Source organism: Streptomyces sp. CNQ085 (assembly GCF_022614595.1).
Classification (GTDB): Bacteria; Actinomycetota; Actinomycetes; order Streptomycetales; family Streptomycetaceae; genus Streptomyces.
Genome location: NZ_JAJFAU010000155.1, coordinates 1 through 11,176 on the forward strand (window position 1 = coordinate 1; position 11,176 = coordinate 11,176).

Genomic DNA, 11,176 nt, shown 5'->3' on the forward strand with positions numbered 1-11,176 from the left:
GCCTCGCGCTCGGCGACGACCGTACGGACGGCATCGAGCACGCCCCGGTAGCCGGAGCAGCGGCAGAGGTTGCCACTGACGGCCTGGCGGGTCTCCAGCTCCGTCGGGTCGTGGTTGCCTTCGAGCAGGTCGTGCAGGGTCATCGCCATGCCGGGTACGCAGAAGCCGCACTGCACGGCGCCGCATGCGGCCAGCGCCCGCTGCACGTCGCAGGGCGTGCCGTTCCGGGCCAGCCCCTCGACGGTGCGGATCTCGGATCCGGCGGTGGTCGCGGCGGGCACCAGACAGGAGGCGACGAGGCGTCCGTCGACCTGGACGGAGCAGGCCCCGCACTCCCCCTGCGAACAGCCGTCCTTGGCTCCGGCCAGGCCGAGGCGCTCGCGCAGCACGTAGAGCAGGGACTCGCCGATCCAGGCGTCGGCCACCGGCCGCTCGGTCCCGTTGACGCGCAGGACGTACGAGACGTGCGGGTGCTCGCTGTCGACCTCGGCGGCACGCGGTGCGGACGGGTCGGCGGGCGGTTCACCGGCGTCCTGCCCCCAGGCGTCCGGCGTGTCCGGCTCCCCCCCGGCCTCCGGAGCACCTTCCGCAGCCGACTCCACCGGGTCCACGCCCGGCTCCACCGGCTCCACCGGCTCCGTCGCCTCTGCCGCCTCCGCGCCGGGCACCTCCGCCGGCTCCCGGTCGTCCGCTCCCCGCGGTTCGCGGACCGGAGGCGGTTCGGGGACTCCCCCGGCCACCGCGGCGGCCGGATACTCGCCGGAGTCGTCGGGGCTGTCGGCCGCCGCGAACGGGATCGACCACTGGCCGGTCGCGCCGGGCGCGGGCACCGCGTTCCAGTCACCGCCGGAACCCTCCGCCGGCGCCGGTGCCTCCCGGTCCTCGCCATCCCGCGGGCGGCGCTGCTGCCGTACGCGTGCCTCGTGCGAGCCGGCCAGGGCCGCCGCGGCGCCCTGCCCCATGGCGGCGGCCGCACCCGGCGGCGGTCCCTGCTCCCGCTCGGGCCGCGCGGGCTCGGAAGGTGCCGGGCCCACGGGCTCGGCGGACTCCGCCTGGCTCCCGGCGAACGGCATGGTCCACTGCACCGGGGCCGCCGGATCGTTGGCGGCCTCCGGGGTCACCGGCAGCCGGGACCGCGGCGGCGGGGGGGCGCCGGGGTCGATGGCGGGCGGCTCCCAGCCGTGTCCGGTGCCCGGCGCGGCGAGCGGTTCGGGCGTGCCGCCGGGCCCGTCGGCGTACCCGTAGTGGTACGGGCCCGGCAGGTTCTCGGGAAGCTGTATGAACGCGGTGGAGTCACCGTCGTGCTCGCCTCCCCAGCCGCCCTCGGGCGCCGGAGGAGGCACGGGCCGGCCGTCGTCCTGCCGGAACGGCCCCTGCTGGTCGTTGCTCATGCGAGTGCCCTCCCGAGCCCCCGTCGGGCCAGTATCGCCACCGTACGCCGTACGTGCAGTGCCGCGGGCGGAAGTACGGGGGCCTCCTCCCCGCCCTCGGGGGCGGGGGGATCGGGGATGCACGCCATGGCGACGTAGTCGCCGAACGCGGCCAGCACCTCGGGGGCCAGGGCCCGTTGTCCGTCCCAGTCGATGAGCGATGCCACCCACTGCTCGGCCTCCACCGGGCGCAGCGGCATCGGCGCGACGGCGCCGACCGCGCAGCGCACCCCGCGGCGGACGGGGTCGAGCACGACGGCGACCGAGGCCAGCGCGCGCCCGGGACCGGTGCGGCCGGTGGCCTTGAGAAAAGCCTGAGGGGCGTACAGCAGCGGCACCCGTACGTAGCCGACGATCTCGCCGGGCCGCAGCATCTCCATTCCGGCCAGCAGATGGCTGACGGGGACCTCGCGCGGTCCGCCGCCCGGCCCCGCGATCAGCACCGTGGCCTCCAGCGCGGCCAGGACGGGAAGGGAGTCACCGGTGGGCGCGGCGGTGACGATGTTGCCCCCGAGCGTCCCGGCATTGCGGATCTGCGGCGGTCCGGCGGCGCGGGCGGCGGCGGCCAGGGCGGGGATGAGGGCCGCGAAGTCGGGGCGCCCCATACGGGCGTGGGTGAGGCCGGCGCCGAGCAGCGCGTGGCCGTCCTGGTACTCCCAGCCGCGGATCTCGCTGATCCGGCCCAGGCCGACCAGCGCCGCGGGCCTCAGCAGCCCGGAGTTCACCCCGGACATCAGGTCGGTGCCGCCTGCGACGGGTACGGCCGCGGGCGTGGCGGCGAGAGCGGCCACGGCCTCGTCGAGCGTGGCCGGCAACATGACCGGCTGCGCCGCCCGTGGTGCGTGCGGTGCGTGCGTGCTCAATCCAGCGCCCCTTCCCCGGTCGTCCCGGCTGCCCAGCCGTACCGTACGCGCTGGGAACCCGGACGTGGCAACTCTGGCACATTCCGGGGGCCGCCGGAGCCGGGGTCCGTGAAGGGAGCTTCCGTCCCTGACCTGGACGATGGCCCGCTTTCGGCGTTTGTCACCAACAGAAGCGTCCTGCCACTCCTGAGAGTCCTTGTACTACTTTATACAGGCCGTTTCGGGGGTCGTTCCAGGCCTTGCCCGAGGCGGTCGGGGATGAGTCGGCCGGGAATCCGGACCGGGGCTCCGGCCCTCAGTACACTCTCGGCGGCCCCTCGAACGGGCACCCCCCGATGCCGGGACGGCGCTGCCAGGGGCGCGGCCCGGACGGCGGTCTGTAGGCCACGCCCAGCGCGTCGAGGCGGGCGTAGTGGGCGGTGGCCATCCGCCGCTCGAAGTCACCGAAGCCGCCTTCCCCGTCCCGGGCGCCCGGCCCCGACCACACCACCTCGGCGAAGGCGGCCAGCCGCGGGAAGGCCTGGTAGTCGGCGCGCCGCTGGTCCTCCGCGACCTCCGTCCACAGGTTGGCCTGCGCGCCGACGACGTGCTCCGCCTCGCCGGTGCCCGCGAGTTCGGGCGGCACGGGGTCGTAGCCGTACACGTCGCGCAGGGTGCGCACGTATCCGATGGGCACCGGTTCGTCCTCGCCGCCGTCCTGCCGGTGGTCGAGGTAGACCTCCTGCTCGGGGCACGTCACCACGTCGTGCCCGGCCCGTGCGGCGGCGACCGCGCCCTCGTGGGCGCGCCAGGAGGAGACCACCGCGCCGGGGCCGAGCCCCGTGCCCGCGCCGGCCGTACCCGCCGTGCCGGCCCCCAGGATCTCGTCCCATCCCACGAGCCGGCGGCCGCGTTCGGCCAGCCAGCGGTCGAAGTGCCTTACGAACCAGCCGTGGAGGGCTTCCACGCCATCCAGGCCGAGCCGCTCGGCGCGCGCCCGCGCGGTCGGCGAGCGCCGCCACTGGTCCGCGGGGCACTCGTCGCCGCCGATGTGCACGAACTCGCCCGGGAACAGCTCCAGCACCTCCTCGAACACCCCCTCGTAGAAGCGGAGTACCTCTTCGGTCGGGGCCAGGACACTGGGGCTGACGCCCCAGTCGTCCCACACCTTTGGAGGGTCCTCGCCGATGTCGGTGTTGCCCAGCTCCGGGTAGGCGGCGACGGCCGCCTGCGAGTGGCCGGGCAGGTCGATCTCGGGGACGACGGCGATGTGGCGTTCGGCGGCGTACGCGACGATCTCGCGGATGTCGTCGTGGGTGTAGAAGCCGCCGTGCGGACGCACGTCCCACAGCGAGGAGGCCCGGTGCCCCAGCTTCGTCCGCCGGCGCCAGGCGCCGACCTCGGTGAGCCGGGGGAAGCGCACGATCTCCAGACGCCACCCCTGGTCATCCGTCAGATGCAGGTGCAGCACGTTGAGTTTGTGCGCGGCGAGCAGGTCGATCCAGCGCAGCACGCCGTCCTTGGGCGTGAAGTGCCGCGCCGTGTCCAGCATGAAGCCGCGCCAGGCGAAGCGGGGCGCGTCGGCCACGCTCAGGTGCGGCAGCGACCAGGAGCCGCCTGGCAGCGGAGCGCGGCGGTACGCGGCGGGACCGAGGAGCTGCCGCAGCGTCTGGGCGCCCCAGAAGACACCGGGGGCCGCACCGCCGCGGATCTCGGCGCCGCCGCCGGACACGTCCAACCGGTAACCCTCAGGGCCGAGTTCGGCCGCGACCGCCTCGTCCACACGCAGCCGTACGACGGTGCCCCTGCCGCCGTCCGCGCCGGCCGGCGGCAGGGACAGGCCGGTGGCCGCGACGAGGGCACCGCGCAGCCAGTGGCCGGATCGCTCGGCGCCCGGGCCGGCGTCGAGCGCCGTCCGCTCGTCGAGCGGCAGCTGTCCGCCGCCGTCCTCGACGGAGCGCGGCAGGGGGACCAGATCGGGCTGGTACATGCCCGGTTCTCCTCGCGTGTTCCGCGGGCCGCGCACGCCGTCCGCGCCCGCCCTCGTCCTCGGCCGCCTTCGGCGTCCCGCTCCCGAGCGGCCCCGGAGAACAGGCGTTGCGCCATACGCAACGTCCGTTTCGTTCTGCACAACTTCGCAGGAGAGTAGGACAACCGGCAGCGGCCGACAAGGCGTCCGGACGGGCGCCGGGGAGACATGTCCCCGCACGCGCGGCGGCCCCCGGAAGCACGGGTGCTTCCGGGGGCCGGAGGAGTGACGGGTCCTGTGCGGGGCGGACCGGGGCCGGGCGGGGAGGAGGGCCGCGGGGCGGCGCCGTTACTTCTTGCCGCCGCCGTCCTTGCCCTTGTCGCCGCCGGCACCCATGGACTCGTAGATCTCCTTGCACATGGGGCAGACCGGGTACTTCTTGGGGTCGCGCCCCGGGACCCAGACCTTGCCGCAGAGCGCGACGACGGGGGTACCGTCGAGCGCGCTGGCCATGATCTTGTCCTTCTGGACGTAGTGGGCGAAGCGCTCGTGGTCGCCATCGCCGTGGGACACCTGCGGGGTGGGCTCGACGAGGGTGCCGGTGCCCGTCCCGCGCTCGGGCTCATGAGTGCTCATGGGCCCCAAGGGTACTGCGACCCTCCCCGAGGGCATCCGGGCCCGCCCCGCCTCGTCCACTCGGAGCAGCGGACCGCGCCGGCGTGCCGCCCGGCGAGCCCGCACTCTCGCGGCGACCGGTTCGGCCGGCGACCAGTGCCGCGGCGGCCAGGGTTCACCCTGTTCGCCGCCCTGGCACGCTCGCCACGTTGGCCGAAAGCCCGGGCAGGACGACTGCACGCGGCTTCCGGCCGCCCGGCGATCGCACACACCTGGGGTCCCCCGGCCGGAGGCCGGGAGGAGCCTCGCCACCGGACAAACCCTGACTGACACGGCACTAGTTCAGCGAAGGGTCGTCGGGATACGTGGCCACCATCGCCAGCTCACTGCGCTGACGGCGCAGCACGGACCGCCACAACCGCTCCGGCTCGGGCGCGAAGACATCGCCGGGCTCGGACTCCACCACGTACCAGACGCCCTCCTCCAGTTCGCTCTCCAGCTGGCCCGGCCCCCAGCCGGCGTAGCCGGCGAAGATCCGCAGCGAGCCCAGCTCCGCGGCCAGCAGCTCGGGCGGCGCCTCCAGGTCCACCAGGCCGATGGCCCCGTGCACCCGCCGCCAGCCGAGCGGGCCCTCGCTCCCGGGGATGACGGCCACACCGAGCGCCGCGTCCAGCGAGACGGGCCCGCCCTGGAAGACCACGCCCGGCTCCCCCGCCAGCGCGGCCCAGGGTTCCAGTACGTCGCCGACGTCCACGGGCGTCGGCCGGTTGAGGACGATGCCGAGCGAGCCCTCCTCGTCGTGGTCGAGGAGCAGCACCACCGCACGGTCGAAGTTCGGGTCGGTCAGCGCCGGCGTCGCGACGAGCAGCCGCCCGGTGAGCGAGGTCACCTCGGTCATGTCCCAATGATCCCGCACTCCGGGCCGGGAGGGGGGTCCGAATCCCGCACGATGCCGCGGAACGGACCGGACGCGGTGCGTGAGCGGGCGCGGCCCGCACCGGTGCGGGCCGTGTCCGTCCTCCCCGGAGCCCGTCCTCCCCCCCCGGACGGACGGGCACGGCCCGGGTGCACGGCCATTACCATTCCCTGTGCCCCTGCTCTTCTCTCACCCTGGAACGCGAGGCCCATGACCGGCACCGACGACGTACTCCTTGTCCACGGCGGCACACCGCTGGAGGGCGAGATCAGAGTCCGGGGCGCGAAGAACCTCGTGCCCAAGGCCATGGTCGCCGCACTGCTCGGCAGCGAACCGAGCCGGCTGCGCAATGTCCCCGAGATCCGCGACGTGCGAGTCGTCCGAGGCCTGCTCGAACTGCACGGCGTCACCGTGAGCAAGGGCGAGGAACCGGGCGAGCTGGTACTCGACCCCTCCTACGTGGAGAGCGCCAACGTCGCGGACATCGACGCCCACGCGGGCTCCTCCCGCATCCCGATCCTCTTCTGCGGCCCCCTGCTGCACCGGCTGGGCCACGCCTTCATACCCGGCCTGGGCGGTTGTGACATCGGCGGGCGCCCGGTTAACTTCCACTTCGACGTGCTGCGCGAGTTCGGCGCGACCATCGAGAAGCGCGCCGACGGGCAGTACCTGGAGGCACCGCAGCGGCTGCGCGGCTGCAAGATCAGGCTGCCGTACCCGTCGGTCGGCTCCACCGAGCAGGTCCTGCTGACTGCCGTGCTGGCCGAAGGTGTGACCGAACTCTCCAACGCCGCCGTGGAGCCGGAGATCGAGGACCTCATCTGCGTGCTGCAGAAGATGGGCGCGATCATCTCCGTGGACACCGACCGGACGATCCGCGTCACCGGCGTGGACAAGCTCGGCGGCTACAACCACCGCGCCCTGCCCGACCGCCTGGAGGCCGCCTCCTGGGCGAGCGCCGCGCTGGCGACCGAGGGCAGCGTGTACGTGCGCGGCGCCAGCCAGCGCGAGATGCTCACGTTCCTCAACACCTACCGCAAGGTGGGCGGCGAGTTCGAGGTGGACGACGAGGGCATCCGCTTCTGGCACCCGGGCGGCGCGCTCAAGGCCATCGCCCTGGAGACGGACGTCCACCCCGGCTTCCAGACCGACTGGCAGCAGCCGCTGGTGGTGGCCCTGACCCAGGCGTCGGGCCTGTCGATCGTCCACGAGACGGTTTACGAGTCGCGGCTGGGCTTCACCTCCGCCCTCAACCAGATGGGAGCGCACATCCAGCTCTACCGCGAGTGCCTGGGCGGCATGCCGTGCCGCTTCGGCCAGCGCAACTTCCTCCACTCGGCGGTCGTGTCCGGCCCCACGAAGCTCCAGGGGGCCGATCTGGTCATCCCGGACCTCCGCGGCGGCTTCTCGTACCTGATCGCCGCCCTGGCGGCCCAGGGCACCTCCGGGGTCCACGGGATCGACCTGATCAACCGGGGCTACGAGAACTTCATGGAGAAGCTGTCGGCACTGGGCGCGCGCGTGGAACGCCCCGCCTGACCCCCACCGCCCCCCCCGGCCGGGCCGTACGCAGCACGAGAGGGCTCACCTGCCCTTGGCGGCCTCCTTCAGCTTGGAGCCCGCGGAGACCTTCACGCTGTAGCCGGCGGGGACCTCGATCGGGTCGCCGGTCTGCGGGTTACGCGCGGTGCGAGCGGCACGGCGGGTGCGCTCGAAGGTCAGGAAGCCGGGGATGGTGACCTTCTCGTCGCCCTTGGCGACGATCTCGCCGACGGTCTCGGCGAACGCGGCCAGCACAGCGTCGGCGTCCTTGCGGGTCACCTGGGCGCGCTCGGACAGCGCGGCAACCAGCTCACTGCGGTTCATAATTCGTACTCCCGTGTTTTTCTTGCCTGTGAGGCATGAGATCGAAGCCGATGCTGCCAGGGCCCTCGGACAGTCCCCGGACCCAGGTCTGCTGCCAGACCTTCTGCGTCCTGGGGGCGCCCCCAGGACGCAGCCCTCGGGGAGGCATCCTGCCCCCACCTGCGACGGTAATGCCAATCCGGCATCCTGCGAGACCGTCCGGGGGACGCCCGTGACACGCCACGATTACAGTCCGTAGCCACTCTTGGCGCGGCTTTCGCCACCCTAAGGGGCCATCCGGGTGGGATGCCCCCGACGCGCCGGTCCTATCCGGTCAGGACGTCGTGGCGGTCGTCACAGATTCCCCGGCCGCGATGGCGGCGTCCCGCACCGCTCCGGCGACCGCTCCCGCGACCCGGTCGTTGAAGACGCTGGGGATGATGTAGTTCGCGTTCAGCTCGTCCTCGTGCACCACGTCGGCCAGCGCCCGTGCGGCGGCCAGCATCATCTCCTCGTTGACCGTGCGCGACTGAGCATCGAGCAGGCCCCGGAAGACGCCGGGGAAGACCAGCACGTTGTTGATCTGGTTGGGGAAGTCCGAACGGCCGGTGGCCACCACCGCGGCGGTCCGGCGGGCGACGGCCGGGTCCACCTCCGGGTCGGGATTGGCGAGCGCGAACACGATGGCGCCCTCGGCCATCGCCGCCACGTCCTCGGCACCGATGACGTCCGGGGCGGAGACGCCGATGAAGACGTCGGCTCCGGCGACGGCCTGCTTGAGCGTGCCGGTGACGCCCTCGGGGTTGGTGTTGTCGGCGATCCAGCACAGCGGCGAGTCGGGGGCGGCGTCCACCAGATCGGCGCGCGCGGAGTGCACCACGCCGTGGATGTCGGCGACCACCGCGTGCTTCACCCCGGCGGCCAGCAGCAGCTTGAGGATGGCCGTGCCGGCGGCCCCGGCGCCGGACATCACCACCCGCACGTCCTCGACGTGCTTGCCGACGACGCGCAGCGCGTTGGTCAGCGCGGCCAGCACCACGATGGCGGTGCCGTGCTGGTCGTCGTGGAAGACGGGGATGTCCAGCGCCTCGCGCAGTCTGGCCTCGATCTCGAAGCAGCGGGGGGCGGAGATGTCCTCCAGGTTGATGCCCGCGAAGCCGGGGGCGACGGCCTTGACGATCTCGACGATGGCGTCGGTGTCCTGGGTGTCCAGGCACAGCGGCCAGGCGTCGATGCCGGCGAACCGCTTGAAGAGGGCCGCCTTGCCCTCCATGACCGGCAGCGCGGCCTTCGGCCCGATGTTGCCCAGTCCCAGCACGGCCGAGCCGTCGGTGACGACGGCGACGGAGTTGCGCTTGATGGTCAGCCGGCGGGCGTCCTCGGGGTTGGCCGCGATCTGGGTGCAGACCCTGGCCACGCCGGGGGTGTAGACCATGGACAGGTCGTCGCGGTTGCGAATGGGGTGCTTGGACGCCATCTCGATCTTGCCGCCCAGGTGCATCAGGAAGGTCCGGTCGGAGACCTTGCCGATGGCGATGCCCTCGACCTCGCGCAGCTTGGCGACGATCTCGTCGGCGTGCGCGGTGGAGGAGGCCGCGATCGTGACGTCGATGCGCAGCCGCTCGTGACCGGAGGCCGTGACGTCGAGACCGATGACCGAGCCGCCGGAGGACTCCACGGCCGTGGTGAGCTGGCTGACCGCCGCTCCTCCGGCGGGCACCTCCAGGCGGATGGTCATCGAGTACGAGACACTGGGCGCCGTTGCCATGGCCGGGTTCCTCTGCTTTCCCTGGTGCTGTGCCGCGCGTCCGGCCTCCTCGCCGGGCCGCGTCACCCGATCGTCGCACCTACCGACCGGTAGCAGGTAACCGGTTCCGGAGGACGGAAAGCGTTTCCCGCCGCGGAGGGCGCGGCACGGCACGGCGTGTGACACACGGCACGCGCACACCGCGGGCGGGCCGGGCCGGGAGGCACACGGACGAGGGGTCCGCACCGCCCTCCGGCGGTGCGGACCCCTCGGATCCACGTCTGCGACACCGACCCGCCATGCTCGCCTCGCGGCAAGTGGTCGCTCGAAGCGACGAAGGTTGAGCCCGGGGGCTTGGATCGGGCCGGTGCCACACTCAGGCTAACAAACGATCGGCTGAGGTGATTCCGTCTGGCGCGGGCGACCGGGAATTCCTTCGGAACCCGCCCGCCGCCTCACTCCCGCAGCAGGTCGGGGACCCCCTCGGCGTCCGGGAGGTCCCTCTCCCGCGACAGGACCGTCAGGCGCTGCGTGGCCCGGGTCAGCGCCACGTACAGCACCCGCAGGCCCGCCGGGGACTCGTCGGCGATCTCCGCGGGCGAGACCACGAGCGTCGCGTCGTACTCCAGCCCCTTGGCCTCCAGGCTGCCCAGCGGCACCACCCGGTCACCGAGCCCGGCCAACCAGGCGCGGGCCTGCTCGCGGCGGCCCATCGCCACCACCACGCCGACGGTGCCCTCCACCTCGGCCAGCAGTCGCTCGGCCTCGGCGCGTACCGCCCGTCCCACCGCCCCGTCCGGGCCGCCCCTACCGCCTTTGCCGCCCGGCCCGCCCGTCACCACGGCGAAGCGCGGCACCAGGCCCGTGGCGCGGACCGCGCGGGGCGGGCGCACCCCCGGCATGGCCAGGGCGAGCACCCGGGCGGACAGTTCGGCGATCTCGGCCGGGTTGCGGTAGTTGACCGTCAGCTCGAATCGGCGGCGCGCACGCGCGCCCAGCGCCTCGTCGCGGGCGGCGGCGGCCTCCTCCTGATCCGACCAGGAACTCTGCGCCGGGTCGCCGACCACTGTCCACGTCGCCTGGCGGCCGCGCCGGCCCACCATCCGCCACTGCATCGGCGTGAGGTCCTGCGCCTCGTCGACGATGACGTGCGCGTAGTCGGTGCGCTCGTCCTCCTCCCGGCGCTCGGCGCGGGCGGTACGGCCGGCGAGACGGTCGGCGTAGGTGCTCAGCTCCTCCAGGCCGGTGAGCTGGTCCAGCGGGTCCGCCTCCCTGCGGCGGGGGCGGGCGGGGGCGCCGAGCAGGACCCGCAGCTCGTCCAGGAGCGCGACGTCGTGGACGGACAGCGGGCCGGTGCCGTCGGCGTCCAGCCGGGACAGGGAACGCGCCAGCCGCCGCACCTCCCTGGGCTGGAGCACACGGCGCGCCCAGCGCGAGAGCCGCTTCTCGTCGGCCATCGCCCCCAGTACGCGGCGCGGGGTCAGCTCGGGCCACCAGGCGTCCAGGAAGCCGGTGAAGTCGGTCTCGGTGGCGATGTCCTCGTCGAACCCCTGGCGCGCCTCGGCCGCCAACTCGGGGTCGGTGTACCGGCGGCCCGCTCCCGAGCGCTCCCACAACGCGTCCAGCAGCAGCCGCCGGGCGCGCGGGCGCAGCAGGTTGACGGGCGCGGTGCCGCCGAGCGCCTGCTCGCGGATCCGGCGCAGGTCCTCGGCGTCCAGCTCCAGACGGGCACCGAGGGCGACCACCCGCAGCCGGCCGGGCACCCCGCCGGGGGGGGGGGGGGGGGGGGGGGGGGGGGGGGGGGGGGGGGGG

General features: G+C 73.8%; 9 protein-coding genes. 1 reads left to right on the top strand and 8 read right to left on the bottom strand.

From position 1 onward, the window contains the following. The 5 genes from LJ221_RS20665 to LJ221_RS20685 all read right to left on the bottom strand — a co-directional run. A partial coding sequence (locus tag LJ221_RS20665) for a 2Fe-2S iron-sulfur cluster-binding protein (protein WP_241718229.1) occupies positions 1-1,391 on the bottom strand: 1,391 nt, incomplete at its 3' end. Next, positions 1,388-2,248 carry a xanthine dehydrogenase family protein subunit M gene (locus LJ221_RS20670; RefSeq protein WP_241718237.1) on the bottom strand — a complete coding sequence of 287 codons (861 nt, stop codon included), beginning with the start codon at positions 2,246-2,248 and terminating at the stop codon, positions 1,388-1,390. The genes LJ221_RS20665 and LJ221_RS20670, both read right to left, overlap by 4 nt. A gap of 340 nt (positions 2,249-2,588) precedes the next feature. After that, positions 2,589-4,262, bottom strand: coding sequence for a beta-N-acetylhexosaminidase (locus tag LJ221_RS20675; protein ID WP_241718230.1), 1,674 nt, complete (start codon positions 4,260-4,262; stop codon positions 2,589-2,591). A gap of 327 nt (positions 4,263-4,589) precedes the next feature. Then, positions 4,590-4,877 carry a DUF3039 domain-containing protein gene (locus tag LJ221_RS20680; RefSeq protein WP_241718231.1) on the bottom strand — a complete coding sequence of 96 codons (288 nt, stop codon included), beginning with the start codon at positions 4,875-4,877 and terminating at the stop codon, positions 4,590-4,592. Between the two features lie 316 nt (positions 4,878-5,193). Beyond that, positions 5,194-5,754 (bottom strand): YqgE/AlgH family protein, encoded by a 561-nt coding sequence (locus LJ221_RS20685; RefSeq protein ID WP_241718232.1) that lies wholly within the window; start codon positions 5,752-5,754, stop codon positions 5,194-5,196. 228 nt (positions 5,755-5,982) lie between these two features. On the opposite strand from LJ221_RS20685, the gene murA reads away from it, so the two are divergent. Next, positions 5,983-7,311: a UDP-N-acetylglucosamine 1-carboxyvinyltransferase gene (murA, locus tag LJ221_RS20690; protein WP_241718233.1), complete on the top strand. Its 1,329-nt coding sequence runs from the start codon at positions 5,983-5,985 to the stop codon at positions 7,309-7,311. A gap of 45 nt (positions 7,312-7,356) precedes the next feature. Here the strand turns inward: murA and LJ221_RS20695 are convergent, their stop codons facing one another. From LJ221_RS20695 to LJ221_RS20705, 3 genes are all read right to left on the bottom strand, one after another. Next, positions 7,357-7,638 (bottom strand): HU family DNA-binding protein, encoded by a 282-nt coding sequence (locus tag LJ221_RS20695; RefSeq protein WP_241718234.1) that lies wholly within the window; start codon positions 7,636-7,638, stop codon positions 7,357-7,359. Between the two features lie 313 nt (positions 7,639-7,951). Continuing rightward, complete coding sequence (locus LJ221_RS20700; protein ID WP_241718235.1) at positions 7,952-9,385, bottom strand: NAD-dependent malic enzyme; 1,434 nt, start codon at positions 9,383-9,385, stop codon at positions 7,952-7,954. Between the two features lie 434 nt (positions 9,386-9,819). Beyond that, positions 9,820-11,176 (bottom strand): AAA family ATPase (locus LJ221_RS20705; protein WP_241718236.1); only part of this gene is annotated, 1,357 nt, incomplete at its 5' end.

Excerpts from the sequence above, each read along its gene's own strand:
- LJ221_RS20670 (WP_241718237.1), bottom strand. The coding sequence starts at position 2,248 with ATGTTGCCGGCCACGCTCGACGAGGCCGTGGCCGCTCTCGCCGCCACG.
- LJ221_RS20675 (WP_241718230.1), bottom strand. The coding sequence starts at position 4,262 with ATGTACCAGCCCGATCTGGTCCCCCTGCCGCGCTCCGTCGAGGACGGC.
- LJ221_RS20680 (WP_241718231.1), bottom strand. The coding sequence starts at position 4,877 with ATGAGCACTCATGAGCCCGAGCGCGGGACGGGCACCGGCACCCTCGTC.
- LJ221_RS20685 (WP_241718232.1), bottom strand. The coding sequence starts at position 5,754 with ATGACCGAGGTGACCTCGCTCACCGGGCGGCTGCTCGTCGCGACGCCG.
- murA (WP_241718233.1), top strand. The coding sequence starts at position 5,983 with ATGACCGGCACCGACGACGTACTCCTTGTCCACGGCGGCACACCGCTG.
- LJ221_RS20695 (WP_241718234.1), bottom strand. The coding sequence starts at position 7,638 with ATGAACCGCAGTGAGCTGGTTGCCGCGCTGTCCGAGCGCGCCCAGGTG.
- LJ221_RS20700 (WP_241718235.1), bottom strand. The coding sequence starts at position 9,385 with ATGGCAACGGCGCCCAGTGTCTCGTACTCGATGACCATCCGCCTGGAG.